Annotated in this window: 22 protein-coding genes and 1 pseudogene; 9 read left to right on the top strand and 14 right to left on the bottom strand. The window is 64.8% G+C overall.

Going from position 1 to position 26,467, the window contains the following annotated elements; all coding sequences use genetic code 11:
* The first annotated feature begins 64 nt into the window (after nt 1–64).
* From ACW2Q0_RS16065 to ACW2Q0_RS16035, 7 genes and pseudogenes are all read left to right on the top strand, one after another.
* A complete protein-coding gene (locus ACW2Q0_RS16065; RefSeq protein ID WP_457190791.1) occupies nt 65–484 on the top strand; it encodes a MerR family transcriptional regulator in 420 nt (139 codons plus the stop codon).
* Complete coding sequence (locus tag ACW2Q0_RS16060) at nt 481–1,488, top strand: aldo/keto reductase (RefSeq protein WP_457190789.1); 1,008 nt, start codon at nt 481–483, stop codon at nt 1,486–1,488. The genes ACW2Q0_RS16065 and ACW2Q0_RS16060 overlap by 4 nt, the downstream gene beginning before the upstream one ends.
* A 29-nt stretch (nt 1,489–1,517) precedes the next feature.
* The gene (locus ACW2Q0_RS16055) at nt 1,518–1,811 is read left to right on the top strand and encodes a putative quinol monooxygenase (protein ID WP_457190787.1); all 294 of its coding nucleotides are present in this window, start codon (nt 1,518–1,520) and stop codon (nt 1,809–1,811) included.
* 72 nt (nt 1,812–1,883) lie between these two features.
* Nucleotides 1,884–2,342: pseudogene (locus tag ACW2Q0_RS16050) on the top strand (carboxymuconolactone decarboxylase family protein); the annotation flags it as partial.
* A gap of 18 nt (nt 2,343–2,360) precedes the next feature.
* Nucleotides 2,361–2,672 carry a GNAT family N-acetyltransferase gene (locus ACW2Q0_RS16045; protein WP_457190900.1) on the top strand — a complete coding sequence of 104 codons (312 nt, stop codon included), beginning with the start codon at nt 2,361–2,363 and terminating at the stop codon, nt 2,670–2,672.
* Nucleotides 2,669–3,658, top strand: coding sequence for a pirin family protein (locus tag ACW2Q0_RS16040; RefSeq protein WP_457190785.1), 990 nt, complete (start codon nt 2,669–2,671; stop codon nt 3,656–3,658). The genes ACW2Q0_RS16045 and ACW2Q0_RS16040 overlap by 4 nt, the downstream gene beginning before the upstream one ends.
* Before the next feature lie 143 nt (nt 3,659–3,801).
* Nucleotides 3,802–4,446, top strand: a complete 645-nt coding sequence (locus ACW2Q0_RS16035) for a hypothetical protein (RefSeq protein ID WP_457190783.1) — start codon at nt 3,802–3,804, stop codon at nt 4,444–4,446.
* On the opposite strand, the gene ACW2Q0_RS16030 is transcribed toward ACW2Q0_RS16035, so the two are convergent.
* On the bottom strand, nt 4,436–5,293 hold the full coding sequence (locus ACW2Q0_RS16030) for a helix-turn-helix transcriptional regulator (RefSeq protein ID WP_457190781.1): 858 nt from the start codon (nt 5,291–5,293) through the stop codon (nt 4,436–4,438). The genes ACW2Q0_RS16035 and ACW2Q0_RS16030 overlap by 11 nt on opposite strands.
* A gap of 100 nt (nt 5,294–5,393) precedes the next feature.
* Here ACW2Q0_RS16030 and ACW2Q0_RS16025 point away from each other — a divergent pair, with 100 nt between their 5' ends.
* Complete coding sequence (locus tag ACW2Q0_RS16025; RefSeq protein WP_457190779.1) at nt 5,394–6,401, top strand: aldo/keto reductase; 1,008 nt, start codon at nt 5,394–5,396, stop codon at nt 6,399–6,401.
* Nucleotides 6,402–6,415: 14 nt separating this feature from the next.
* On the opposite strand, the gene ACW2Q0_RS16020 is transcribed toward ACW2Q0_RS16025, so the two are convergent.
* A complete protein-coding gene (locus tag ACW2Q0_RS16020; RefSeq protein WP_457190777.1) occupies nt 6,416–6,733 on the bottom strand; it encodes a CD225/dispanin family protein in 318 nt (105 codons plus the stop codon).
* 229 nt (nt 6,734–6,962) lie between these two features.
* On the opposite strand from ACW2Q0_RS16020, the gene ACW2Q0_RS16015 reads away from it, so the two are divergent.
* The gene (locus ACW2Q0_RS16015) at nt 6,963–7,649 is read left to right on the top strand and encodes a hypothetical protein (RefSeq protein WP_457190775.1); all 687 of its coding nucleotides are present in this window, start codon (nt 6,963–6,965) and stop codon (nt 7,647–7,649) included.
* Here the strand turns inward: ACW2Q0_RS16015 and ACW2Q0_RS16010 are convergent.
* The 12 genes from ACW2Q0_RS16010 to ACW2Q0_RS15955 all read right to left on the bottom strand — a co-directional run bounded on the left by ACW2Q0_RS16010 (nt 7,640) and on the right by ACW2Q0_RS15955 (nt 26,377).
* A complete protein-coding gene (locus tag ACW2Q0_RS16010; protein ID WP_457190773.1) occupies nt 7,640–8,692 on the bottom strand; it encodes a glycerophosphodiester phosphodiesterase family protein in 1,053 nt (350 codons plus the stop codon). The two genes, ACW2Q0_RS16015 and ACW2Q0_RS16010, sit on opposite strands and share 10 nt — an antisense overlap.
* A 129-nt stretch (nt 8,693–8,821) precedes the next feature.
* Nucleotides 8,822–12,775: a DNA-directed RNA polymerase subunit beta' gene (locus ACW2Q0_RS16005; protein WP_457190771.1), complete on the bottom strand. Its 3,954-nt coding sequence runs from the start codon at nt 12,773–12,775 to the stop codon at nt 8,822–8,824.
* A gap of 105 nt (nt 12,776–12,880) precedes the next feature.
* Entirely contained in the window at nt 12,881–16,408 is a 3,528-nt protein-coding gene (rpoB, locus tag ACW2Q0_RS16000) for a DNA-directed RNA polymerase subunit beta (RefSeq protein WP_457190769.1), read from the bottom strand.
* A gap of 422 nt (nt 16,409–16,830) precedes the next feature.
* A complete protein-coding gene (locus tag ACW2Q0_RS15995; protein ID WP_457190767.1) occupies nt 16,831–17,550 on the bottom strand; it encodes a hypothetical protein in 720 nt (239 codons plus the stop codon).
* An 11-nt stretch (nt 17,551–17,561) separates the two neighbouring features.
* The gene (locus ACW2Q0_RS15990) at nt 17,562–18,257 is read right to left on the bottom strand and encodes a hypothetical protein (protein ID WP_457190765.1); all 696 of its coding nucleotides are present in this window, start codon (nt 18,255–18,257) and stop codon (nt 17,562–17,564) included.
* A 130-nt stretch (nt 18,258–18,387) separates the two neighbouring features.
* Nucleotides 18,388–19,629 carry an MCE family protein gene (locus ACW2Q0_RS15985; protein ID WP_457190763.1) on the bottom strand — a complete coding sequence of 414 codons (1,242 nt, stop codon included), beginning with the start codon at nt 19,627–19,629 and terminating at the stop codon, nt 18,388–18,390.
* The gene (locus ACW2Q0_RS15980) at nt 19,626–20,864 is read right to left on the bottom strand and encodes an MCE family protein (protein WP_457190898.1); all 1,239 of its coding nucleotides are present in this window, start codon (nt 20,862–20,864) and stop codon (nt 19,626–19,628) included. Before ACW2Q0_RS15980 ends, ACW2Q0_RS15985 begins: the two co-directional genes overlap by 4 nt.
* Nucleotides 20,865–20,866: 2 nt before the next feature.
* Nucleotides 20,867–22,141, bottom strand: a complete 1,275-nt coding sequence (locus ACW2Q0_RS15975) for an MCE family protein (RefSeq protein ID WP_457190761.1) — start codon at nt 22,139–22,141, stop codon at nt 20,867–20,869.
* A 1-nt stretch (nt 22,142) separates the two neighbouring features.
* A complete protein-coding gene (locus ACW2Q0_RS15970) occupies nt 22,143–23,153 on the bottom strand; it encodes an MCE family protein (protein ID WP_457190759.1) in 1,011 nt (336 codons plus the stop codon).
* Nucleotides 23,153–24,220, bottom strand: coding sequence for an MCE family protein (locus tag ACW2Q0_RS15965; protein ID WP_457190896.1), 1,068 nt, complete (start codon nt 24,218–24,220; stop codon nt 23,153–23,155). Before ACW2Q0_RS15965 ends, ACW2Q0_RS15970 begins: the two co-directional genes overlap by 1 nt.
* Nucleotides 24,221–24,228: 8 nt before the next feature.
* Complete coding sequence (locus ACW2Q0_RS15960; RefSeq protein ID WP_457190757.1) at nt 24,229–25,581, bottom strand: MCE family protein; 1,353 nt, start codon at nt 25,579–25,581, stop codon at nt 24,229–24,231.
* A gap of 31 nt (nt 25,582–25,612) precedes the next feature.
* Nucleotides 25,613–26,377 (bottom strand): ABC transporter permease, encoded by a 765-nt coding sequence (locus tag ACW2Q0_RS15955; RefSeq protein WP_457190894.1) that lies wholly within the window; start codon nt 26,375–26,377, stop codon nt 25,613–25,615.
* Nucleotides 26,378–26,467 lie beyond the last annotated feature (90 nt).

Raw genomic sequence — 26,467 nt, 5'->3', positions numbered from 1 at the left:
GAGAAGGGCGAGTGCAGTGTGTGGAGCCGTAGGTCAGGTTGTCAGTGTTCAGCAAGTCGCCGATATGGATCGGGAAAAGCCGCAGTATTCGATCGGCGAGGCGGCCGATCGGTCGGGCCTGAGTCGCGACACACTGCGCTGGTACGAGCGGATCGGTCTGATGAACTACATCGGGCGCGATCACGCCGGGAAGCGGCGGTTCAGCAATCGCGATCTGGAGTGGTTGGCGTTGATCGGCAGGTTGCGCACCACCGGGATGTCGGTCGCGGACATGGTCCGCTATGCCGAATTGGTCCGGGAGGGAGAATCCACCGTGCCCGAGCGGCTGCAGATGTTCCGCGATACCCGCGCGGAGGTGCTAGCGAAGATGGACGAACTTCGTCAGACACTGGCCGTACTCGAATACAAGATCGACCTGTACGAGGGCAATACCGCGGTGAAACCGGCCGCACTCACGAAACCATGCGAAGGGACCAAAATATGAGCTCACTTCCGAGTGCGGCCTTGGGCGCCAGCGGCATCCAGGTGGGAACCCAGGGCCTGGGCTGTATGGGCATCAGCGATTCCTATGGCCCGTCGGATCTCACCGAAGCGCGGGCAACCCTCGATCGCGCACTGGAACTCGGCGTCACCCTGTTCGATACGGCCGATATGTATGGATCGGGTCACAACGAAGAATTCCTGAGCGATTTCGTACGCGCCAACCGCGACCGGGTGGTCCTCGCGACCAAATTCGGCATCGTCCGCAAGGCCGACGACCCCACCTATGTCGGCATCGACAACTCACCCGAGTACATCCGCAGCGCGGTCGATGCCAGCCTGCGCCGCCTCGGCGTCGACACCATCGACCTGTACTACATGCACCGTCGCGATCCCGCGGTACCGATCGAGGAATCGGTCGGTGCGATGGCGGAACTCGTCGTGCAGGGCAAGGTTCGCGCGCTCGGACTGTCGGAGGTGACCGGCAAAGAGCTGCGCGTAGCCCACGCGGTCCATCCGATCGCGGCCGTGCAGTCCGAATGGTCGTTGTTCTCCCGGGATGTCGAGCGCAGCGCGGTACCCACCGCCGCCGAACTCGGCGTGACATTCGTGCCGTACTCGCCGCTCGGTCGCGGATTCCTCACCGGATCCTTCACCGGGGCAGACGAGTTGGACGGCCGGGACTTCCGGCACTTTCAGCCGCGCTTCTCCGGCGAGAACGCCGCACACAACACCGAATTGCTCGCCCCGCTCCGCGCCATCGCGGAGACGCGCGGAATCACCCTCGCACAAGTGGCATTGGCCTGGGTGCATGCCCAGGCGGGTGTGCACGGACTCACGGTGGTCCCCATTCCGGGCACCCGCAGCCGCACCCGGCTCGCCGATAACGTGGCGGCGGCGACCATTTCGCTGACCGCCGACGAGCTCGCCACGCTGGCCCCGATCGCCGACAAGGTGGCCGGAGACCGGTACGCGGATATGGCGTTCACTTCGGTCGGCCGGGAATGACCGGTCGCGCAGCAGATCAGGAGTCATCGGTGTCCACCTTGACGCTCAATTGCCGGTTCACCGCCAAGCCCGGTCACGAGACCGAACTGCGCGAGACGCTGGAGGATATGGTCGCGCCGACACTCGCCGAGGCCGGCTGTATCGCCTACGAGCTGTATCTGCACCCGAGCGATCCGAGCCGCGTGGTGCTAGTCGAGGAGTGGGTCGACGAGGCAGCGCTCGCGGCGCATTTCGATACCCCGCATCTGAAGGAGTGCGCGGCCATTCTGGCGGAGATCCTGATCGAGCCGCTGCGAGTCCGGCGGTTCCACGAGATCGCCTGAATGCACAGGAGCCCAGCACAGCACGGCATCCGGACCTCAGTCCGGATGCCGTGCTGTTCTACTATCCGGACCATGGAGTCATCCGGCAGGCGCGTGTTCCTCGATAAGCAGACCCCCGAAGCGTTTCGAGCGCTGAACACCGTGGCCAGCACGGTCCGCGCGGCCGGTGCCGAGGCCGGACTCGACCGCAGGCTCATCGAACTGATCAACCTGCGCATCTCACAGATCAACGGCTGTGCCTACTGCCTGGACGTGCACCATCGCGCGGCCGTCGCGGCCGGGGCCACCGAGCGCGAAATCGCCGTGCTGTCCGCGTGGCGGCGCACCGGACTGTTCGCGCCGCAGGAGCGGGCCGCGCTGGCACTGGCCGAACTCACCACCACGCTGCCGGACGAGGACACGATGGACCGTGAGTACGCTCTGGCACGGGAGCAGCTATCGGATGAGCAGGTCTCGGCGATCCTCTGGGTCGCCACCACGATCGGCGCGTTCAACCGCGTATCGATCCTCAGCAAGCACCCGGTACGCCCGACGAAGGAGAAGTCGACCATGACCGAATCGGCGGCAGCGAGCGAGGTCGTTCGCAATGACGAGAAACAACGCTACGAGGTGTTCTACGGCGGCGAACTGGCCGGATTCAGCGAGTACGAGGAGCGCGGCGACGAGACGGTGTTCATCCACACCGAGATCGATGGCGCGTTTTCCGGGAAGGGCCTCGGCACCGTGCTGGCCGGGAAAGCGGTCGACGATGTGATCGCCCGCGGCGGGGTGATCCGGCCACTGTGCCCGTTCATCAAGTCCTACCTGGAAAAGCATCCGCAGTACGACGCGCATGTGGTCGGCAAGGGCGTCACTCGATGAGTGATTGGGATCCGCATCCGGCGGAAGCGGTCTGCGAGGCGACACCGGGTCCCGGTCCGGTCGCGCAGCTCTATCCGGCGCGCGAGGTCCCGCTCGGCGGCGTGCGCGGCGTTTACGTGGAACGTGTACTGCCGCAACGTGATCTGCCGACCGTCGGCGCCTGGTGCTTCCTCGATCACTTCGGCTCGCCGACAGTGACCAAGACCGGTGCGCCACCGGATATCGATCCGCATCCACATATCGGATTGCAGACGGTGACCTGGCCGTTCGACGGACGCATCCGCCACCGCGATACGGTCGGTTCCGATGTGGAGATCGAGCCGGGACAGCTGAATCTGATGACCTCCGGCCGCGGCATCGCACATTCCGAATACGGCGTCACCGGGGCGCACGCCGGACACGGCCTGCAACTGTGGATCGCGCTGCCCGGCAACAGCCTCGGGATCGATCCGCATTTCGAACAGCACCGTGAGCTGCCGGTCCACCACGCAGCGGGGTTGCGAGCCGTCGTACTGATCGGCACATTCGCTGGGCTCACCTCCCCCGCCAAGGCGTACACACCGATTGTCGGCGCGGATGTGCGGATCGAACCGGGCGCCGACACCACCATCGCCCTGGACGCCGATTTCGAGCACGCGCTGCTGGTGATCGAGGGCGATGTCACCGTCGATGGCACCGAACTCACCGCGGGCCCACTGCTCTACCTGGGCACCGGCCGCGACGAACTGCGGCTCAGCAGCGGCCCGGGCGCGCATTTCGCGCTCATCGGCGGCGAGCCGTTCGGCGAGGAATTGGTGATGTGGTGGAACTTCGTCGGCCGCAGCCATGCGGACATCGAAGCGGCCCGAAACGATTGGGAGAACCACGATGTCGAGCGTTTCGCCGATATCGCGGGCCACACACCGCAGCAGCGCATTCCGGCCCCGCCACTGCCTGGTCTGCATCTCGTGCCGCGCAAACGCCGCATCGGTTCGGCCAGGAACTGAATCACCAAGCACCGCAAAACAATCGGAATATCTCCTGATGCGCTGGGATCAACGGCGGAAACCCCTCGACATCCGGTCACGAAACGGTATCTTCTTCGCAACAAACCGGACATTCCACACCGGTGGTCGAATGAAGGAGCACGATGAGGATCTCCAGAATCACCGCGACGGCACTGCTTGCGCTCGCGGCCACCACGATCGGCACCGGTGTCGTACCCGCCGAACCCACACCGCCCGTATCGAATACGACCGCCGAAGCACCGCTCGATCTGCAGGGCTTCTTCCAGAACATCGGCTATCGCGTCGCGGCGGCGGAGGACCGGCACGCCGTGGTGACGACCATTTCGGAGGGCCGCTGGGACCTGATCCGCGACAACAAGGTCATCTCGCTGACCGATCACAACGGCCAGGTGGTCGCCGCGCTGCCGACCGCGCTGAATATCGGCGGCCATCGGATCAATCTGATGCCCGCCATCGATGACGTGGGCTCCAAGCTCTCGCTCACTCCGATCAGCACGAGCGACGATCCAGTGCGGGAGGTGAGCACCCAGCAGCGCTTCTTCGATCAGGTCGAGAAGTCCATGCCGCATGTGCTGACCGGAGCCGCGATCGGTGCCGCCATCGGATTCGTACTCGGATTCCCGCTCGGCCTCTTCGTCTTCGACGTCGTCACCGTGCCGATCACGACCGTGGTCGGCGGGGCCATCGGCGCGTTCGCCGGACTTTCCACCGGTGGTGGCGAACCAGCCGTCCAAGCGGCGATGGATTACTTCGATCTCAATCCCTGAGCGAACCGTGGGGTGACAAGCGCTGTGTCCCGATGACGCGCAAGAGTTCCAGCTTCTCCGCGGCATCGGTGCCCGGGCGCGGCATATAGACGAGTAGACGCTGTGCCGCGTTCGGGGTCAGCAGGATTTCGCAGACCGTATCGATCGCACCGATCTCGGGGTGCAGAATCCGCTTCATATCCGAAGCCCGCACCGCCACCGCGTGTTCGTGCCACAACTGCTCGAATTCCGTACTCGCGGCACGCAACCGGCTCACGTATTCGGTGACGTCGGGATCGCCGGATCGGCGCGCCGTGGTGGCGCGCAGATCCGCGACATGGTTGCGGCCCAGCCGCTCCCAGTCGTCCTCCGGGAAGATCGAACGCGACCGCGGATCGGTGAACCAGCGCCAGGCATAGAACCGATCCCAACCGCGCCGATTCGTGTGGTCGCCGAGGAGCAGGGTGTGCATTCGGTTCTGCACCAGCACCTCACCGAGATCGGTGATGACCGTGGCCGCGGTGTCGTCCAGTTTCGCGAGCACATGCATGATCCCGGGACCGACATGTTTGTCGGCCGAATCGCGTCCGGGCGGTGCGTGGTCGCACAGGTGATACAGGTGGTCGCGCTCGTCATTGCCGAAGCGCAGCGCCCGCGCCAGCGACGCGAGCACCTGGGTGGAAGGGCGCGGGCCGCGGGACTGCTCGAGGCGGGTGTAATAGTCGGTGGACATGCCCGCCAGCAGTGCCACCTCGTCGCGGCGCAGGCCCGGTGTCCGTCGGCGCACCCCCGGTGGCAGCCCGACATCCCCGGGCGTCAACTGTTCGCGACGCCTACGCAGGAAATCGGCCAGTTCGGGTCGGTCCATAGCACCACTGTCCCGTAATACGCGCGGGCCAGCCAGGGATCACCGATCCCCCGATAAGCGATCTCTGCCGCCGCCCGCGCTCAGGGGCCAAGCTGATCCCATGACGATATCGAAGCTCACCACCGAACTCGGCACTACCGGCCCGGCGGTCAGTCGCATCGGGCTCGGCGCCATGGGCATGTCCGGCACGTACGGCGCCACCGACGACGCCGAATCGATTGCCACCATCCACGCCGCACTGGACTCCGGCGCCAACCTCATCGACACCGGCGATTTCTATGGCGCCGGTCATAACGAGATGCTGATCGGCAAGGCCATCGCCGAGCGTCCCCGCGAGGACATGGTGCTCAGCGTGAAGTTCGGCGCGCTGCGCGGACCGGGTGGCACCTGGGGCGGTATCGACAATCGCCCCGTCGCACTGCGCAACTTCCTCACCTACAGCCTGCGGCGGCTCGGCGTGGATTACATCGATATCTACCGGCCCGCACGCTTGGATCCGAATGTCGCGATCGAGGAGACAATCGGCGCCATGGCCGCACTCGTCGAAGCGGGCTATATCCGGCACATCGGCCTGTCGGAGGTCGGCGTCGAAACCATTCGCCGCGCCGCCGCCGTGCATCCGATCGCCGATCTACAGATCGAATATTCGCTGATCTCGCGGGGTATCGAGGCCGAAATCCTGCCCACGGTCAGGGAACTCGGCATCGGCATCACGGCCTATGGTGTGCTGTCGCGCGGTCTGCTCAGCGACTCGGTCCGTCCGGGTGCGACCTTCGCGCCGACCGATTTCCGCGCCCACAGCCCGCGCTTCCGGGGTGAGAATCTCGATCAGAATGTGAAATTGGTCGACGCTCTCGCGAAAATCGCGGCGAACAAGGACGTTTCGGTCGCGCAGCTGGCCATCGGCTGGGTGCTGACCCGGGGCGCGGATATTGTGCCGATCATCGGCGCCCGCACGCGCCAGCGCTGGTCGGACTCCCTCGCAGCGGTGGATATCCAGCTCAGCGCCGACGAACTGGCGAGTATCGAGGCCGCGGTGCCTGCGAATCAGATCGCGGGCGAGCGTTATGCCGAGGCGCAGATGGCGCTACTCGACAGCGAGCGCTGAAATCTGGTGCGGGGTCAGGAAGACGATTGGGTGAGCGTGACGACCAGGTAGCCGAGCCCCAGCACCACACACAGCACATTCGCGACCATGGCGGCGATCGCCCAACCTCTCGCCTGCTTCGACGCATCCATCGCACCCGCGACATCACCCGCGATCCACTTCGAATGCACCTGGGCACCGAAGACGATCGCGACCAGCCCGAGCGCGCTTCCCACCAGACAGGTGAGCGTCCCGATAATCGTGGCGACGACCGCGAAGCCCAGATGTGCCGGTGGCTCGAATTGCGGCTGAGCCGGCGGATAGCCATAGCCGGGCTGATGTCCATACGTCATGGGTGTGATCCCGTCTCGAAGTCGGCGGGCCCGGCATTTCGGGCCGTACCAGCCTACGAACCCAACAGCGCACTGCGCACACCGCCGACAGCTGATCGCGCGATCGGCTCACCTTGGGCACAATTGACAGCGGTGGCGCATCTATCGCGATGGGATATTGCATGACGACGTTGGCGCGCAGAGCTGACGGAAAGCCGATGTATCCGCGGCCGATCGGGCGGTAGGGCCGATGTACGACCCGACCTCCGATATCGATCGGATCATCGCGCAGCAGGTGGGTTGGTCCACGGTCGACGACCATCTGCTGTACACCTGCGGTGTCATCGACTTCCTGCTGCACGACCGGCTCACCGAACTGCCGACCCGCGCGACCATGGTCCGCACCGAATCCGACGAAATATGCCTGGCCGAAGGGCCTGCCGTCTGGTTCCGGTGGCGGGCGGTCGGGAACGGAACCTGGAATCGCAACAGCGTGACCGCAGTCGGGTCGTTGTCGTTTGTCGCGGCGGCACATATCGGTAATGCCATGGCGAACCGCTCACGCCGCCGCCAGGCCGAGGCCGGACTACGGCCGCGCTGGGTGGCCGAACGCCCCGGCTCGGTCATGGTTTCGGACCGGCGGATGTACTGCTACAACGTCGATCATTCGTTCTCGGTGCATTGGGCGAGTCTGGAAATGGTGGATATGCCCGGTCCCGACCGGCTGGTCGGCCGCTATCCGGACCGAAATGGCAATCAGCATTTCCTGCAGGTCCAAAGCCCATGGGCCGTACTGATTTTCGCACTCGCGGCACATACGCAGTTCCCGAGCCATCCCCTCCTGCAGTCAGGCAACTGGCTACCGGCGGGGTTCGAGGAGAAATGCCACATCGCAGGCAAAACCTGTCCCCGAGTGCGTCATAGGAATCAGCGGTGATACGCCCTCGGCATCCGGTAGCCGCGTTCGGCGAGGACGGTGCGCAGCAGGTCCGGACGGTTGGTGATCAGGCCGTCCACGCCGAGATCTATCTGCGCGGCCATGGTGGCGGGATCGTCCACCGTCCACGGCACCACCGTCATACCGCGCTCGTGGGCGGCGCGGACCAGTTCGGCAGTCGTGAAGGGCGTGTAGCCCGGATCCTCGACCGTGCCGTCCTGCGGACTGCCGTGCACCGGTGACAGCACATTCGCGCCGAACGATGCCGCGGCCGCGACATATTTCTCCGGCAGCGTGCCAGGAAAGTCATCGATATCGATCCCACCCAACCACGGCGACGCCCCCGGCTCACCCGCCTGCAGAAATTGCTGCCCATTGGTCAGCGCGACGATCGGCAACTCCGGTGCCACCTGTCGCATCCGCATCAGCGCACCCCAATCGAAACTCTGTATGGTCACCCGGTTTTCGAAATGCGCCCGACGCACTTCCGCAGCGACCACCTGCACGAATTGCTCCCGCGGCGCAGTCTGTTCCGGAGCTGCGGCCTCCACCTTCGCCTCGACATTCAACATCACATCATCGGCTCGATAGGCCCGCACCAGATCGAATACCTCCGACAGCTTCGGTATTCGCTCGCCCGGCACGGCGCGCTGATCCGGAAATGCGGCCAATCGCTTCGAGCCGCAATCGATCGTCCGCACCTGAGCCAACGTCAGATTCCGAATGAGCTGCGTACCAGTCACATACGGGAATTTCGGATCGCCGGGAAACGCGGGGGCGGTGTCGATACATTTCTCCGGACTCGGGTCCCGATCATGCGTGACCACCGCAAAACCATCCGCTGTAATCTGCACATCCAATTCCAATGTGCTGACCCCCAACTCCAGTGCATTCGCGAACGCCGCCAACGTGTTCTCCACAACCAGCCCGGCCCCACCCCGATGCGCCTGCACATCAAACGCGCGCCCCGGCCCATCCGCCGACGCCACCCCAGCGACGGCCAGCACCACCCCGACGACCAAACCCGCCGCACACCACCGCATGCACCTCATCATGGCAAACCCCACCCCACCGGCAAATAGCCATCTTCCGACGGCCCTGATCACACCTGAAGGCGCGCATTATGCGAACGGCCCCCGCTCCAAGAGCGGGGGCCGTTCGCTGTTACCGGGTCAGCGGTAGTCGCTGAAACCGTAATCGTCGAGCGGGACCGCGGCACCGGTGGTGGTGCCGAAGCTGTCCGGCGAGTAGTAGGTGTCGTCGTAGGACGGCACCGCGTACGCCGCGGCACGAGCCTCTTCGGTCGGCTGGACCTGGATGTTGCGGTAGCGGTTGATACCGGTACCGGCCGGGATCAGCTTGCCGATGATCACGTTTTCCTTCAGACCGATGAGCTTGTCCGAGCGGCAGTTGATCGCCGCGTCGGTCAGGACTCGGGTGGTCTCCTGGAAGGATGCCGCCGACAGCCACGAATCGGTCGCGAGCGACGCCTTCGTGATACCCATCAGCACCGGGCGACCCGCCGCGGGCTCATTGCCCTCGGCGACGACGCGACGGTTGGAGGCCTCGAACTCGGAACGCTCAGTGAGCGAACCGGGCAGGAACTCCGTGGCACCGGAATCGATGATCGTCACGCGACGCAGCATCTGGCGCACGATGACCTCGATGTGCTTGTCGTGGATCGACACACCCTGCGAGCGGTAGACCTCCTGGACCTCGTGGACCAGGTGGATCTGCACCTGACGGGGGCCCATCACGCGCAGCACCTCATGCGGATCCGCCGCGCCTTCCAGCAACTGCTGGCCGACCTCGACGTGGTCACCGTCGGAGAGCAGACGCTCGGTGCCGTCGTCGTGCTTGAACACGCGCAGCCGCTGCCGCTTCGAGAGCTTGTCGTAGACAACCTCTTCGCCACCGTCATCCGGGATGATGGTGATCTTGTAGAAGCGATCGTCGTCCTCGAGCCGCACCCGACCCGAGACCTCCGCGATCGGCGCCTTGCCCTTGGGCACACGAGCCTCGAAGAGCTCCTGCACACGGGGCAGACCGCCGGTGATGTCGTCACCCGCGACACCACCCTGGTGGAAGGTACGCATGGTCAGCTGGGTACCGGGCTCACCGATGGACTGCGCGGCGACGATACCGACGGCCTCACCGATATCGACCAGCTTGCCGGTCGCCATGGAACGGCCGTAGCAGATCGCGCACACACCGGTGCCGGTGGTGCAGGTCAGCACGGAGCGGACCTTCACATCGGTGATGCCGGCGTCGAGCAGTGCCTCGATGGCCGGGTCGCCGAGGTCGGCGCCCTTCTCCACGATGACATTGCCGTTCGCGTCGATCGCGTTGGCCGCGAGCGTCCGCGCGTAGGCGGAGGTCTCCACGTGCGCGTCCCGGATCAGCGAGCCGTCGAGCTGCTTCTCCGCGATCGGCACCAGGATGCCGCGCTCGGTACCACAGTCGTGCTCGCGCACGATGACGTCCTGCGAGACGTCCACCAGACGCCGGGTCAGGTAACCCGAGTCGGCGGTACGCAGCGCGGTGTCGGCCAGACCCTTACGGGCACCGTGGGTGTTGATGAAGTACTCCAGCACCGTCAGGCCCTCACGGAAGGAGGACTTGATCGGCCGCGGGATGAACTCACCCTTCGGGTTGGTAACCAGGCCCTTCATACCGGCAAGGGTACGAGTCTGGGTGAAGTTACCGGTCGCGCCCGAGTCGACGATCGTGATGATCGGGTTGTCGGCCGGGTAGTGCGAACGCAGCGCCTTACCGACCTCTTCGGTCGCTTCCTGCCAGATCTTGACCAGGGCGTTGTTGCGCTCCTGGTGGTCGAGAGCACCACGCTGGTACTTCTTCTCGATCTGATCGGACTGCGCCTCGTAGCGCTCCATGATCTCGGCCTTCTCCGGCGGAACGAGCACGTCCGACATCGAGACCGTCACGCCGGAACGGGTGGCCCAGTAGAAGCCCGCGTCCTTCAGCTTGTCGACGGTCTGCGCGACCACGATCATCGGGTAGCGCTCGGCCAGATCGTTGATGATCGTGGCCTGACGCTTCTTCGGCATCTGCTCGTTGATGAACGCGTAGTCCGCCGGGAGCAGTTCGTTGAACAGCACGCGACCGAGGGTGGTCTCGGCGATCCAGGCGTCGCCGCGGCTCCAGCCGTCCGGGAACAGCTCCACTTCGACGGCCTTCGGCGGGCGCTGATCGGTGAGCCGCACCTTGATCAGCGAACGCACGGTGAGCTCACCGCGGTCCACCGCCATCTGCGCCTCGGCGGGCGAGGAGTACACGCCCTGCTCCGGTGCGTCCTTGGTGGCCGCCTGGTACTCGCCCCGCGCGCCCTCTTCCAGGCGGGTCAGGTAGTACAGGCCGGTCACCATGTCCAGACGCGGCATGGCCAGCGGACGACCCGAGGCGGGCGACAGGATGTTGTTCGAGGACAGCATCAGGATGCGGGCCTCGGCCTGCGCCTCCGCGGACAGCGGCAGGTGCACGGCCATCTGGTCACCGTCGAAGTCGGCGTTGAACGCCTCACAGACCAGCGGGTGCAGCTGGATGGCCTTACCTTCCACCAGCTGCGGCTCGAAGGCCTGGATGCCGAGGCGGTGCAGGGTTGGCGCACGGTTCAGCAGCACCGGGTGTTCGGCGATGACCTCTTCGAGGACATCCCACACCTGCGGCCGCTGCCGCTCGACCATCCGCTTGGCGGACTTGATGTTCTGCGCGTGGTTCAAGTCGACCAGACGCTTCATCACGAACGGCTTGAACAGCTCCAGTGCCATCAGCTTGGGCAGACCGCACTGGTGCAGCTTCAGCTGCGGACCGACCACGATGACCGAACGGCCCGAGTAGTCGACGCGCTTGCCGAGCAGGTTCTGGCGGAAACGACCCTGCTTACCCTTGAGCAGATCGGACAGCGACTTCAGCGGGCGATTACCCGGTCCGGTGACCGGGCGGCCGCGGCGGCCGTTGTCGAACAGCGCGTCCACGGACTCCTGCAGCATCCGCTTCTCGTTGTTGACGATGATCTCGGGCGCGCCCAGATCGATCAGTCGCTTGAGGCGGTTGTTGCGGTTGATCACGCGGCGGTACAGGTCGTTCAGGTCGGAGGTGGCGAAGCGGCCACCGTCGAGCTGAACCATCGGGCGCAGCTCCGGCGGGATCACCGGAACGGCGTCGAGCACCATACCCATGGGCGAGTTGCCATTGGCCTGGAAGGCCGCGACAACCTTGAGCCGCTTGAGCGCGCGCAGCTTCTTCTGGCCCTTACCGCTGCGGATGGTCTCGCGCAGCGACTCGGCCTCGGCGTCGATGTCGAAGTTCTCCATCAGCTTCTGGATGGACTCCGCACCCATGGCGCCGGTGAAGTACTCGCCGTAGCGATCGATCAGCTCGCGGTAGAGCACCTCATCGACGATGAGCTGCTTGACCGACAGCTTCGTGAAGGTGTTCCAGATCTCGTCGAGCCGGTCCAGCTCACGCTGGGCGCGGTCGCGCAGCTGACGCATTTCGCGCTCGCCGCCATCCTTGACCTTGCGGCGGACATCGGACTTGGCACCCTCGGCCTCGAGCTCGGCCAGATCGGCCTCGAGCTTCTGGGCGCGGGCCTCGAGATCTGCGTCGCGCTGATCGGCGACCGCCTTCTTTTCGACCTCCATCTCGGCCTCGAGCGTGGAGAGCTCGTTATGACGCAGCTCCTCGTCGACCCCGACGATGACGTACGCGGCGAAGTAGATGATCTTTTCCAGATCCTTCGGCGCCAGGTCGAGCAGGTACCCGAGGCGCGAAGGCACACCCTTGAAGTACCAGATGTGGGTAACCGGAGCGGCCAGCTCGATATGGCCCATCCGCTCACGGCGCACCTTGGCGCGAGTAACCTCGACGCCACAGCGCTCACAGATGATGCCCTTGAAGCGGACACGCTTGTACTTACCGCAGTAGCACTCCCAGTCCCGGGTGGGACCGAAGATCTTCTCGCAGAACAGGCCGTCCTTCTCCGGCTTGAGCGTGCGGTAGTTGATGGTCTCCGGCTTCTTCACCTCGCCGTAGGACCACTGGCGGATGTCTTCGGCGGTGGCCAGACCGATCCGGAGTTCATCGAAGAAGTTGACGTCTAGCACGTAACTTCCTTTCCCCTATTCGGGTCGAATTCGAGCAAAAGTTCACTAGTTGGTCGAGCGCGGAGGCCGGATGTCGTCGGCGTGCACGCCATCCGGCCCTACCGCCTAGTTCGCCAGATCGTCGACGGTCGCGGCTTCGTTCCTGGACAAGTTGATGCCCAGGTTCGCGGCCGCACGCTCCAGATCCTCATCATCGCCGTCGCGCATCTCGATCGCCGCGCCGTCCGAAGACAGCACCTCGACGTTGAGGCACAGCGACTGGAGCTCCTTCAGGAGCACCTTGAACGACTCCGGAATGCCCGGCTCCGGAATGTTTTCGCCCTTGACGATCGCCTCGTACACCTTCACGCGACCGACCACGTCGTCGGACTTGATGGTGAGCAGTTCCTGCAGTGTGTAGGCGGCGCCGTAGGCCTGCATGGCCCAGCACTCCATCTCGCCGAAGCGCTGACCACCGAACTGCGCCTTACCACCGAGCGGCTGCTGGGTGATCATCGAGTACGGACCGGTCGAACGGGCGTGGATCTTGTCGTCGACCAGGTGGTGCAGCTTCAGGATGTACATGTAGCCGACCGCGACCGGGTACGGGAAGGGCTCACCGGAACGTCCGTCGAACAGCGTCGCCTTGCCGTTGTCGTCGACCATGCGCTCACCATCGCGGTTCGGCAAGGTCGAGGCGAGCAGACCGGTCAGCTCCTCCTCGCGAGCGCCGTCGAACACCGGGGTGGCGATGTTGGAATCGGCCGGGGCCGCCAGCATCTCCTCCGGCAGCGCCTTGGCCCAGTCCGGGCGGGAACCATCCGATGCGCCGACATCCCAGCCCGCCTTGCCGATCCACCCGAGGTGGGTCTCCAAGATCTGGCCGATATTCATACGACGCGGCACACCATGGGTGTTCAGAATGATGTCCACCGGGGTGCCGTCGGGCATGAACGGCATGTCCTCGGTCGGGAGGATCTTGCCGATAACACCCTTGTTGCCGTGCCGACCGGCCAGCTTGTCGCCGTCCTGGATCTTGCGCTTCTGCGCCACATACACGCGGACCAGCTCGTTGACGCCCGGAGGCAGATCGTCGTCGTCCTCACGCGAGAACACGCGGATGCCGATGACCTTGCCCGACTCACCGTGCGGCACCTTCAGCGAGGTGTCGCGCACCTCGCGCGCCTTCTCACCGAAGATCGCACGCAGCAGCCGCTCCTCCGGAGTCAGCTCGGTCTCACCCTTCGGGGTCACCTTGCCGACCAGGATGTCGCCGTCGCGCACCTCGGCGCCGATACGCACGATACCGCGCTCGTCCAGGTCCGCGAGAACCTCGTCGGAGACGTTCGGGATATCCCGGGTGATCTCCTCGGCACCGAGCTTGGTGTCACGGGCGTCGATTTCGTGCTCCTCGATGTGGATCGAGGTGAGCACGTCCTCCTCCACGAGGCGCTGCGACAGGATGATCGCGTCCTCGTAGTTGTGGCCTTCCCACGGCATGATCGCCACGAGCAGGTTCTTACCGAGCGCCATCTCACCGTTCTCGGTGCACGGACCATCGGCGAGCACCTGACCGGACTCGACCCGCTGTCCCTCGTCCACGATCGGCCGCTGGTTGGCGCAGGTGCCCTGGTTCGAGCGCGCGAACTTGCGCATCCGGTAGCTCTTGCGGGAGCCGTCGTCGGCCATCACAGTGACGTAATCGGCCGAAACCTCTTCCACCACACCGGACTTCTCGTTCACCACGACGTCACCGGCGTCGACCGCCGCGCGCAGCTCCATGCCGGTGCCCACGATCGGGGATTCGGAACGGATCAGCGGCACGGCCTGGCGCTGCATGTTCGCACCCATAAGGGCACGGTTGGCGTCGTCGTGCTCGAGGAACGGGATCATCGCGGTCGCGACCGAAACCATCTGGCGCGGCGAAACGTCCATGTAGTCGACCTCGGAGGCGGGGACGAGTTCGTTCTCGTCATTGCCCCGGCGGCAGAGCACGCGCTCCTCGATGAAGCGGCCGTCGGCGTCGACCGGCGAGTTGGCCTGCGCACGGACGTGGCGGTCCTCTTCGTCGGCGGTGAGGTACTTGACCTCATCGGTGACCACACCGTCGACCACCTTGCGGTAAGGCGTCTCGATGAAACCGAACGGGTTGACCCGCGCGTACACCGACAGCGAACCGATCAGACCGATATTCGGGCCTTCCGGGGTCTCGATCGGGCACATGCGGCCGTAGTGCGAGGTGTGCACGTCACGGACTTCCAGACCGGCGCGCTCGCGGGACAGACCACCCGGGCCCAGCGCCGAGAGGCGACGCTTGTGGGTCAGGCCCGACAGCGGGTTGTTCTGGTCCATGAACTGCGACAGCTGCGAGGTTCCGAAGAACTCCTTGATCGCGGCCACGACGGGGCGGATGTTGATCAGGGTCTGCGGCGTGATGGCCTCGACGTCCTGGGTGGTCATCCGCTCGCGGACCACGCGCTCCATGCGGGACAGGCCGACCCGGATCTGGTTCTGGATCAGCTCGCCGACGGTGCGCAGGCGACGGTTGCCGAAGTGGTCGATATCGTCGACCTCGACCGGTACCTCTTCGCCACCCGGCGCGGTCATCGCCCGATCACCGGCGTGCAGACGCACCAGGTACTCGATCGTGGTGACGATGTCTTCCTTGGTGAGCACCGATGCGGTAATCGGCTCGCCCAGGTGGATGCCGAGCTTCTTATTGATCTTGTAACGACCGACGCGCGCCAGGTCGTAGCGCTTCTCCTTGAAGAACAGGTTCTCCAGCAGGGTCTGCGCGGACTCCTTGGTCGGCGGCTCACCCGGACGCAGCTTGCGGTAGATATCCAGCAGCGCCTCGTCCTGACCGGCGGTGTTGTCCTTCTCCAGGGTCGACATCATGATCTCGGAGAAGCCGAAGCGCTCGACGATCTCCTCGGTGGTCCAACCCAGTGCCTTCAGCAGGACAGTGACCGGCTGCCGACGCTTGCGGTCGATGCGCACACCGACGGTATCGCGCTTGTCGACGTCGAACTCCAGCCACGCACCGCGCGACGGGATGACCCGCACACTGTGCAGATCCTTTTCCGTGCCCTTGTCGACCGTGTGATCGAAGTAGACACCCGGCGAACGCACCAGCTGCGATACGACCACGCGCTCGGTGCCGTTGATGATGAATGTGCCCTTATCGGTCATCATCGGGAAATCACCCATGAAGACCGTCTGGCTCTTGATCTCACCGGTGTTGTTGTTGATGAACTCCGCGGTCACGAACAACGGCGCCGCGTAGGTCATGTCCTTGTCTTTGCACTCGTCGATGGAGGCCTTGACCTCCTCGAAACGAGGATCCGAGAAAGACAGGGACATGGAGCCGGAGAAGTCCTCGATCGGCGAGAGCTCCTCGAGCACCTCCTCCAGACCACCCGTTAGTCCGCCGTCGCCGCGAGCCGCGGCTTTTTCACGCCATGAAGGCGAGCCGATCAACCATGCAAATGAGTCGGTCTGTAGATCGAGAAGTCCGGGCACCTCGAGGGGCTCACGGATCTTCGCGAAAGACACCCGCAACGGGGCTCCGGGGGTAGTGCTCCCTACACGGCCAGCCGTGGTGGCAACTGCCTTGGTCTGGGTGGAGACTGCCAAGATGCGTCCTTCCAGCACCTCACGCGCGTCGCGTGGTGGTCCGCGACCGTCGCTTGTCTGCTACGAATTCCGCTGGATACAACCCGAACGAAACCCGAACAGGCAACAACGGAAGTAACACCGGAAGGTGGAACTTACGTGTGCAAATCGAGGTATGGACAGGAGGCAGCCAGCGCAACGTCCAACCGTACACCTATACGCAAGGTGGTGTCAAAGTACCACCGGAACCAGCCGCCGTGTGGCGGCACGCCGTGACCGTTATGACCGTGTGCCATGCCCGAATCGCTGGCTGCGTCGGGTAGCCACGGGGCTCATGAAGCCACTGTGACAGCTGCCGCTGTTGTGAATAGCGTGACGGGTCCGGCCAAACTCGTCAAGTGGCGGCCCAGACCAGGTGATCGGGCCAGATCCCCTGCCCCGCTGGGCTTATGCCGCCGAAATCACTGATCGACGATAGCCGCGGCCAGCCACTTGCCGTCCACTTTCTGCATTTTCAGCACGATCGGGCCGGAGGCGCTCTGCTGGGCGACACCGTTCTTGTTGGCGCTGACCACGAAGTTCACCAGCAACTCGGCCCGATCGTCGGTGAGCAAGGTCACCCCGATCGGTTCGGCGAGAGCATCCGCGCTGGTCTGCGCCTGTTTCAGGGCGGCGAGATTGGTATCGGCGTACTTGTCGAAATCGGCCAGCATCCGCCCGGTGATGACCCCGTGCACGGCTTCCTTGTAGCCGTCGAGCTTGTTCACGTCATAGGCGTAGATGGTCTTCAACGCGTGCGAGGCGGCCGCGGTCACCTCTTCGGTGGCCTTGCTGTCCACATAGGCCACATTCGAATCGTCGATGCCGGGACGCAAGGCAGCGACCGTGGCGAATGCGCCCAGCAGCACGGCGACGAGAAGGATGGCCGCGACCACACCCCAACCCGCCGTCGGACGCAACCGCCGCGCCCACGGCCGTGACGGCCCGGCGGGCTCTGGAGTCGGGGTGGGCGATTCCGCGACCCTGGCGACCCCGGCGACCTTGGTACGGCGCTTCGTGGTCGTTTCCTCGGCCACGCGGGTGCCGCGGCGCGTAGTGCCGGACCCGGTATTCGCCGCAGTACGGCCGACGGTGGGACGGTTGCGAGGCGTGACCCGATTGACTGGTCGACGAGATGCCATGACGGGTTCTCCTACGATCCAGGCTTGGGCATCGCGCCCTCCGACGGTGTCGCACCGGGCTGTCCGGCTGTCGGCTGATTCAGCGGGACGGGCTGACTCAGGGGACTCGCCTTCTCGGCCTTCCAGACCTCACCCTGCTTGACCAGATCGAGGGCCCAGGTCTGCCGGTAGGCATACGGCGCGACATCCGGGGCGGTCCTGGTGGTCTGCAGCACGATGAGCGCGGAGGCGTGGTCGCGCTCGGAGTTCAGCGCGGTCAGCGAGGAGCCGATCACCTTGGACTCCAGCCTGGTCTTGGCCTGTCTGGCCTGCTCGCGGAACTGATCCTGGGTCTTGGTGGCATCGTCGAGCAGCGATCCGGTCATCGAAGACTGGATCAGCGCGAGCGAACCGTCGACATCATTGGGGTCCAGCGACATCAGGTTGATCGCGGCCTGCCTGGCATCAGCGAGCGCGGTATCGCGCGCCTCGGCGCGCGGACCGTCGGTAAAGAAGGCCGCGCGGACCCAGCCGGTGCCGAACCAGACCGCGGCGATCAGTGCGACGACCAGAGCGGCGGCCGCGGCCATGGTGACGGTGCGTCGTCCGGTGGCCGCGGCCGTCGGGCGCACGGAATCCGATGCCATCGCGTCATGCGCTGCGGCATCGGCTTCCGTGGCATCGGAGCCGGTCGCGGCCGGCGTTTCCTTGGACATGTCGATGCTCACGACCGTACCTCGCTAACGCTCGGCACAGTCGGGCCCATTGCGGGCGCTGTGCCTGTGGTTCGCTCGCTTCGATCACTCACGGCGAGACACCCTAACTTCCATCACTGCGGATTAGTCGCATAGGTCCTGCTCACCGCTTGGGCGTGACCCCCAGCAGGGTAGCCATCTGCACGGCGATCGGGTTCAGATTCAGCTTCTCGGGATCGGTTTTCGGGTTGGCATCCCAGGGCTGCACAATGCTCGGATCCGCCAGGTCGGCGCGCATTCCGCCGCGCACCGCGGTCGGATTGCCGAACGGCACAGTGCATTTCGCGTCCTTGTTGAACGGGAATTCGTCGCGGGTGTCGTCGAAGTCCGGATTCTCCCGCTTCATCTGCGCCAGGATGGCCTGCGTACCCTCGTAGCCCTGGGTGCAGGCGGGCGGATTGTTCACCTCCAGCACCAGGCCGAAGTGGCTGGTGCCGTCGCCGGGCGCGGTGGACGACGCGCCGATGGACAGCTGCGGCAGCATCTGCAGCAGCGGGCGCAGCGCGTAGAACTTCGGCGAGATGGACAGCAGCAGCTGACGCAGGTTGGTCAGGTCCTCGGTGAGGGGGCCGCCGCTCTCGTGCAGCAGCGCGGTGATCTGCTCGCCGGCGTCGGTACCGGTGCCGATGAGGCGCCGGATATCCGGATCGCTGGAGCGCAGCTGGGCGGCGAGTTCGTCGAGCCCCTGGCTGAACTGCCGGATGTAGCCCGACTGCTGGGCCTGGGTGCCCAGTGCGATCCGACCGTCACGAATCAGCTGAATCGTCTGCGGCAGGGTGTCGTTGAACGTCGCGGTGAACTTGTTCAGCGAATCGATGAAGACCGCGAGGTCGTCGCCCTTGCCGTCGAAGGCCTTGCCGAGTTCGGTGACGGTGGTGTTGAGCGCGGTGAGATCGACCGAGCGGGTAAACGTATCCACGCTCTGTACCAGCTGCTCGACCGAAATCGGTGTCGTCGCCGAGGTGATGACGGAGCCGTCGCGCAGATACGGCCCCTTATCGGAATCGGGTTGCAGATCGACGTACTGTTCACCGATGGCCGAACGGTTGGCGACCACCGCGCGGGCCGACTCCGGAACCTTCGGCGCACTCGAATCGAGCACCAGATTGATGGCCACGCCCGTGTCGGTGAGTTCGAGACTGCCGACCCTGCCGACCGGGACGCCGCGGTAGGTCACCTCGGCGCCCTTGTAGATGCCGCCGGTCTGCTTGGCCTCGACCTTCACCTTGTACTCGCCGATGCCGAGCATGTGCTCGAGCCGAACGTATTTGGCGCCGACGAAAACCACGCCGAGCACCGCGATCAACGCGAACGCGACCAGCTGGTAGCGCACCAGACGGGTCATCGCTGACCACCTCCGATCTGGTCGAGAATCGCCCCGAGCGGATCGGTCGGCAACGGCGGCAGACCGGCCGGGAAGCGAGGCATATCGGGCGGCAGCGGCAGCAGCGATACCGTCGGCCAACCCGGACGCGGACCGTTACCGCCGTAGTACGGGTTGGTCGGATTCACCGGCACTTCGGGGCCGTACGGCGGCGGGATGTACACCGGATCACCCTTGCCGACACCGAGATTGCTGAGCGTGACACCGATCTGCTGATCCACCGAGAGCCAGGTGTTCACTTGGCCACCGAAGGTGCCCTCCAGCGTCGAGTCCGGGAACGGATAGGTCGGTACCAGCGGCAACGCGGTGACCAGATCCGGTGCGGCCTTACCGAGTTCCTGCAGTGTCGGACGCAGCGAGGTCAGATCCTTGATCAGGTCCTGCTTCGAGTGGTTCAACACGTCGAACCCGGCCTGGCCCACCCGATCCAGCTGTTGCAGCAGCGCGATCAGTTGTGGCCGTTGCTCGTTCAGGATCTTGATGCCCCGCGGCAGCTCATCGATGATCTTGCTGATCTGGTCGGTCTGGGTGCTCACCCGGTTACTCAGGGTGGCGAGTCCGTCGATGGCTCTTGTGATGTCGTCGACCTGCTCGTTCAGCCCGGAGATCAGGGTATCGGCCTGCTCCAACAGCGAGCGGACCCGGTCCTCGCGGCCGCCGAGCGTCTTGTTCAGCTCCGTGACGATGGGCTGCAGCTGTGCGACGCCACCACCGTTGAGCAGCAATGACAGCGCACCGAGCACCTGTTCGACCTCGGTCGCGTGCCGGGTGTGGTCGGCCGGGATGACCGAACCATTGCCGAGCTTGTTGCTGTCGGGTTGCTCGGCGGGCTTGGACAGCTCGATGAACTTCTCGCCGAGCAGATTCGACTGCCGCACCTCGGCCCGCGCATTGGCGGGTAGATCGACCGAGGAGTTCACCAGCGCGCGCACGCTGGCGGTCCAACCGTCGGGGGCCAACGCGATCTTCTCGACGCGCCCCACCGCCACGCCCTCGACCTTGATCGCGGACTGCGGCACCAGATCGAGCACATCGTCGAAGCGGATATCGATGGTCATCGGATGGTCACCGACATCGGCGCCGCCGGGCAGCGGCACCGCGTAGATGCCCTCGGACGAGCACGAGGTCACCAGGACCGCGCTCATACCGAACACCAGCACAGCGCCGAAAGTGCGTGCCGCGCAACGGATTCGCATATTCATCGCTGGCCGCCTCCCTGCGAGGGCGGAAGTTGATCGGACGGGGTGCCGGGGACCGTGCCCGGCACCGGGGCGCGCTGCTCGTTCTCATTGCTGAGGATGCCGAACGGCAGGACCAGCGTCGGGGTCTTCACGCCGGCGGTGATCTGATCGGTGATTTCCTTGCAATGGTCCAGAATCGGGCGCATCTGCTTGCCCAGCGCTTCGAACTTCGGATCGCCGGGCATCAACTTGCCCAGATCCAGCATCTTGCACACCACACCGAACGGATCCTGCAGATCCGGCAAGTTGGCGCGCATATCGAGGGTGCCGGATTCGGCATTGTGGATATTGATCAGGTTGCTCAACGCCAGCGGCAGCACCGGCAGTGCGGCGGCCAGATCGTCGCGCTGCTTGGCCAGCGTCGCGGTGAGCGTGGTCAGACCCTGGGCATTGCGCTGGACCAGATCCCGGTTCTCATCGATGAATCGGGCGACATCGCCGAGTGCGACCGACAGCAGGTTCAACGCCGCGCCGAGATCCTGACGTTCCCCCGCGAGGAAGGTCGACAGATCCGCGAGCTGGGCATTGAATTGCCGCACCTGCTGGTCGTTCTGGGCCAGCATGGTGACGAAAGTCTGCAGATTCTTGACGGTGTCGAAGATATCGCCGCGGGCATCGCCCAGGTATCGCGCGGCGCGCGAGAGCTGAGTGATGCTGTTGGCCAACGCCTCTCCGTTGCCCGCCAGATTCGCCGCGGAGGTGCGCACCAGTTCGTTCACCGCGCCCTTGGCGTTGGCGCCGTTGGGGCCCAACGCATCCGAGAGTTCGGTGATGCTCTTGTACAGCTGGTCGACCTCGATCGGGGTGACCGTGCGATCACGCGGAATGGTCGCGTTGCGCCCCATTTTCGGTCCACCGGTGTAGGCCGGGGTCAGCTGGATGTAGCGGTCGGAGACGATCGACGGCGTGATCTGCGCGGCCTTGGCCTCGGCGGGCACGTCATAGCTGCGGTCGACACTCATCACCACCTTGACCCGATCGCCCTGCGGCTCGACCGAATCCACCTTGCCCACCGGCACACCAAGGATGCGGACATCCGAACCCTCGTAGATGCCGACGGAGCGATCGAAATACGCGGTGATCTTGGTCGTGGCCATCCGGTCGAAGAGCCACCAGAGGGCACCGGCCAGGACCAGCGCCGCGATCACACCGATCGCGATGCCCACCTTCGTGCCGCGACGCGAGGTCCGGATCGCGGTGAGCGGCTCCTTACGAGGCCAGTGCACCCCCATGTCAGTTACCTCCCATGGTGCGCACCGGCGGCCGGTCGCCCGGAATCTCCGGCAGACCGGGCGGGATCAGGTTCACGATCACCGCGTCGAACCAGCGACCGGTACCGAGCACATTGGCGTAGAGGCCGTAGAACGGCGCGGCGAGTTCCAGCGTCTTGGAAACGTTGTGCTGGTTCTCGTTCAGCAGGTCGATGGCGGCCTCGAGGTTGGTCAATGCCGTACCCATCTGCTTCTCGTTATCGGCGACCAGCGCGCTCAGTTCGGCCGATACCGTCTTAGCGCCGGTGAGCAGCTGTGCGATGGACTGCTGGCGAATATTCAACTCGGCCAACAACTGTCCGCCATTGGCCAGCAGGCGCTCGAACTGCTGATTGCGATCCGCGAGCACACCAGTGGTCTGCCTGGTCGCCGCGAACAGCTTCTTCAGCTCCTCATCGCGCTTGCCCAGGGTTTCCGAGAGCCGGGCGACCCCGTCGATCGAGTTGCGGATCTGCGGCGGCGTGGTCTCGAACGCCTCCGAAAGCACCCGCATGCTGGTAGCCAGCTGCGCGGTGTCGATCTGATCGATTTGCTTGGCCGCATCGCTGAATGCGTCCACCACGTCGTACGGGGATACCGTGCGCGACAACGGAATCGCCTTGCTCGGATCGGCGGGCCCGGAACCCTTCGGGTCCAGCGCCAGATACTTCTGACCGAGCACGGTCTTGATCTGGATCGAGGCGGTGGTCTCGTTACCGATCCAGGCATCCTGAGTGCGGAAGTAGACGAGCACCTTATTGCCGTCGAGCCGAACATCCGATACCGAGCCGACCTTCACACCGGCGATGCGAACCTCATTGCCTTTCTTCAGACCGGCGGCCTCGGAGAACTGCGCGATGTATGTGGTGCCCGCGCCGATGATCGGCAACTTGTCCAGGAAGAACGCGGAGACCGTCACGAGCAGGACCATGACGACGCCGAGCACCCCCATGAATGCGGGGCTGCGCTTGCCGAGCAGGATCCGGTCGTCCATCAGTGACTACCCTTCCCTTGGCAGCGCGGTGCGGCATTGGTGTAGATCGGCTGGTTGACTGTCGGTAGCCCGCCCGGCAGGTTGAGCTGCGGTGCATCCACCGCACCCGTTCCGAGCACGATGTCGATACCGCACAGATAGAACTGGAACCAGGAGCCGTAACTGCCGGCGCGGCCGAGCTTTTCCATCTTGATCGGCAGGTTCGTCAGCGCCGCATTCACTTCGCCCTTGCGCTCGTCGATGGTGCCGGTCAGCTGGCTGAGCCCGGCGATCGAACCCTGTAGCGTCGGGCGGGTCGGCACGAGCAGATCCGCGGTGGCCGAGGCCAGATTGCCGAGCGAGGTGACCGAGCTGCCGATGGTGTCGCGTTCGGCCGCCAGTCCGCTGACCAGTGCCTCGGTATTGACGATCAGCTGATCGAACTGGCCCTCGCGCTCGTTGACCGCATTGAGTACGGCGGTCAGGTTGCGTACCAGATCACCGATGACGGCGTCCTTGTCGGCGATCTTGTTCGTCAGGTTCGCGGTAGTTGCCACCAGATCATGGATGGTGCCCTGTTCGCCCTGGAAGACCTGGATGATCTCGTAGGACAACTTGTTCACATCATCGGCGGTCAGCGTCTGGAACAGCGGACGGAAGCCGTTGAACAGGGTAGTCAGATTCAGCGCGGGCCTGGTGTGGTCGAGCCCGATGGTCGCACCCTTGTTGAGTTTGCGGCCCTGCTCTCCCGTGCCCTGCTCGAGCGCGATATAGCGCTGGCCGACCAGGTTGCGGTACTTGATGGTCGCCGTGGTGGAGGCGGGCAGCCACTCGCGGTCGGTCAGTTCGAATCCGACCTCGGCCTGACGCTTATCCACGATCTTGACACTGGTGACCTTGCCGACCCGGACACCCGCGATGCGCACCTCGTCACCGGAATTGAGCGAGGTGACATCGGTGAAGCGCGCCCTGAACGCGGTACCGCCGCCGGTGTAGTTGGCGATCGAGAGTCCGAGGATCGTCGTCGCCAACAGCGTGACGACAACGAAAATGATGAGTTTGGTCAGCGGCCCGCCGAGGCCGCGCATCTGCTGCTTCATCGCACGCTCACCTCGCTGCCACGAAACGCGGGCGCACCGATCCGGGTGACCCAGCTGGGCACCTGGTCGGGCGAAACACCGTTCGCCGCACCGTAGATCGTGCCGAGGGTCTGCTGTTCGGCCGGGGAACCGGCCGTGGTCGGCACATTCGCGGCCGGGTACATACCGAACTGCGGCGCCGGCAGCTTGCCGCTGTCCTGGTCACCCGGGTTGCGACTCGGTACCGCATAGGAACCGTCGTTGTTCGGTCCGCCGGTGTACTGGCCGGGATCGGTGAAGACCGGGTATTCCGGCATGCACCACGGCCCGCGGGTGTCCAGCCAGCGCGGCTCGTCCTGGTTGGGCAGGTACTTGCCGCGGGTATTGGTCAGCTCGATGCTGACTCGGGAGCCGGGACGCGAGGTGCCCTTGCCCATGATCTGGTCGATGCGCGGCTTCATCTTGGCGAAGTTGGCCAGTGCGCAGGCGTAGCTCGGCGAGTAGGTCGCCAGCTGCTCCAGCGCGGGCCGAGAATCGGCGGCCACGTCGATGATGTTGTCACGGTTGGCGATCAAGAAGTCCGCGGTGGTGGCCGCGGTCGGATTCAGCGTGGCCAGCAGGGTATCGATCTGCGGGCGGCGCGCGATGATGGTCGCATTGGTCGTGCGCAGGTTGTCGAATGCGTCGATCAGCTGTGGCAGCGCGTCGGAGTAGGTGGCTGCCACATCGGCGAAGCTCACCAGATCCTGCCTGAGATCCGGCATGACCCCGTTGACCTCACGGAAGATGTGTTCCAACTTCTCCACCGACTCCCCGAGCGCCACACCCTGCCCCGAAAGCGCCTGGGACAGTGCGCCGAGCGTCGAGGCGAGATCCTGCGGCGGAATCGCCTGCAGCAGCGGCAGCACATCGTCGAGCAGCTTGCTGATCTCGATGGCGTTGCCGCTGGTGTCCTGATGCAGGGTCACGCCCTCGGTCAGGTGCTGCTTACTCGGCTCGTCCGGGATGACCAGATCCACGTACCGCTCACCGAAGAGCGTCTTCGGCAGCAGCCGGGCCGTCGCGTTGACCGGAATCTGCTGCGCCTTATCGGGATCGATAGCGAGGTCGAGGGTCACCTTGCCGCGCTCGGACCGGCTGGATCTGACTTCGCCGACATGGACGCCGCGCACCTTCACATCGGCATTGCGGGTCAACGCGTTTCCGACGCTGTCGGTGATCAGGTGGATCTCGAGGGTCTCGACGAACACCTTGTTGTAGGCCGCGACCGTCGTGGCCAGGAATAGTGCGCAAACTACGAAGAATGCGATACCCAGCAGCCGGACACGCAATTTCTCCGTCGCGCGCCATATCTGCACGCGATTACTCATGACGGCACCTCACTGCCGCTTCCCGTTTCGCTCATCCGGCAACCCGCACAGTCGTAGTCGTGCCCCAGATAGCAAGGCTCAGGAAGAAGTCGAGCACATTCACGAGCACGATCGCCGCGCGCACCGCGCGCCCCACCGCGACGCCGACACCGGCCGGTCCACCGGTGGCATTGAAGCCGTAATAGCAATGCACCATGATGATTACGAATGCGAAGACCAATACTTTGACGAATGAATACAAGACGTCTTCTGGTGGCAGGAACAGACTGAAATAGTGGTCATAGGAACCACTGGATTGTCCGTTGAACCAAATACTGATCATTCGCGACGCGAGGAAGGTGCCGAGCAGGCCCACGATGTAGAGCGGGATGACGGCGAGGAAGCCCGCGATCACCCGGGTGGTGACCAGGAACGGCACACCCGGGACCGCCATCACCTCCAGCGCGTCGATCTCCTCGGAGATCCGCATCGCGCCGAGCTGGGCGGTGAAACCACAACCGACCGTTGCCGACAGCGCGAGCGCGGCGACCAGCGGCGCGATCTCACGGGTATTGATGTAGGCGGTGAGGAAGCCGGTCAGCACCGAGCTGCCGAGCGAATCCAAAGCCTTGAAGCCCTGCAGGCCGACGACGACGCCGACCGAGCCGGACATGAACACGATGACACCGATGGTGCCGCCGATGACGGCCAGCGCACCACTGCCGAAGGTCACCTCGGCGAGCAGCCGCATGACCTCCTTGCGATAGTGCACCGCGGTGCGCGGAATCCAGGCGATGGCCTTGGAGTAGAACGACATCTGATCGCCTGCGCGATCGATCACATTCACCGGCACGCGCGCGATCCCACGAGCCCGGCGGGCGGATTTCGCCAGAGCCGGGAGACGGTA

Source organism: Nocardia citri, assembly GCF_054065835.1.
Note: the sequence above shows the minus strand (reverse complement) of the source record. Positions and strands in the feature narration are given on the sequence as shown.

Excerpts from the sequence above, each read along its gene's own strand:
- ACW2Q0_RS16065 (WP_457190791.1), top strand. The coding sequence starts at position 65 with ATGGATCGGGAAAAGCCGCAGTATTCGATCGGCGAGGCGGCCGATCGG.
- ACW2Q0_RS16060 (WP_457190789.1), top strand. The coding sequence starts at position 481 with ATGAGCTCACTTCCGAGTGCGGCCTTGGGCGCCAGCGGCATCCAGGTG.
- ACW2Q0_RS16045 (WP_457190900.1), top strand. The coding sequence starts at position 2,361 with ATGACCGAATCGGCGGCAGCGAGCGAGGTCGTTCGCAATGACGAGAAA.
- ACW2Q0_RS16040 (WP_457190785.1), top strand. The coding sequence starts at position 2,669 with ATGAGTGATTGGGATCCGCATCCGGCGGAAGCGGTCTGCGAGGCGACA.
- ACW2Q0_RS16035 (WP_457190783.1), top strand. The coding sequence starts at position 3,802 with ATGAGGATCTCCAGAATCACCGCGACGGCACTGCTTGCGCTCGCGGCC.
- ACW2Q0_RS16030 (WP_457190781.1), bottom strand. The coding sequence starts at position 5,293 with ATGGACCGACCCGAACTGGCCGATTTCCTGCGTAGGCGTCGCGAACAG.
- ACW2Q0_RS16025 (WP_457190779.1), top strand. The coding sequence starts at position 5,394 with ATGACGATATCGAAGCTCACCACCGAACTCGGCACTACCGGCCCGGCG.
- ACW2Q0_RS16020 (WP_457190777.1), bottom strand. The coding sequence starts at position 6,733 with ATGACGTATGGACATCAGCCCGGCTATGGCTATCCGCCGGCTCAGCCG.
- ACW2Q0_RS16015 (WP_457190775.1), top strand. The coding sequence starts at position 6,963 with ATGTACGACCCGACCTCCGATATCGATCGGATCATCGCGCAGCAGGTG.
- ACW2Q0_RS16010 (WP_457190773.1), bottom strand. The coding sequence starts at position 8,692 with ATGCGGTGGTGTGCGGCGGGTTTGGTCGTCGGGGTGGTGCTGGCCGTC.
- ACW2Q0_RS15995 (WP_457190767.1), bottom strand. The coding sequence starts at position 17,550 with ATGGCATCTCGTCGACCAGTCAATCGGGTCACGCCTCGCAACCGTCCC.
- ACW2Q0_RS15985 (WP_457190763.1), bottom strand. The coding sequence starts at position 19,629 with ATGACCCGTCTGGTGCGCTACCAGCTGGTCGCGTTCGCGTTGATCGCG.
- ACW2Q0_RS15980 (WP_457190898.1), bottom strand. The coding sequence starts at position 20,864 with ATGCGAATCCGTTGCGCGGCACGCACTTTCGGCGCTGTGCTGGTGTTC.
- ACW2Q0_RS15975 (WP_457190761.1), bottom strand. The coding sequence starts at position 22,141 with ATGGGGGTGCACTGGCCTCGTAAGGAGCCGCTCACCGCGATCCGGACC.
- ACW2Q0_RS15970 (WP_457190759.1), bottom strand. The coding sequence starts at position 23,153 with ATGGACGACCGGATCCTGCTCGGCAAGCGCAGCCCCGCATTCATGGGG.
- ACW2Q0_RS15965 (WP_457190896.1), bottom strand. The coding sequence starts at position 24,220 with ATGCGCGGCCTCGGCGGGCCGCTGACCAAACTCATCATTTTCGTTGTC.
- ACW2Q0_RS15960 (WP_457190757.1), bottom strand. The coding sequence starts at position 25,581 with ATGAGTAATCGCGTGCAGATATGGCGCGCGACGGAGAAATTGCGTGTC.
- ACW2Q0_RS15955 (WP_457190894.1), bottom strand. The coding sequence starts at position 26,377 with ATGTCGTTCTACTCCAAGGCCATCGCCTGGATTCCGCGCACCGCGGTG.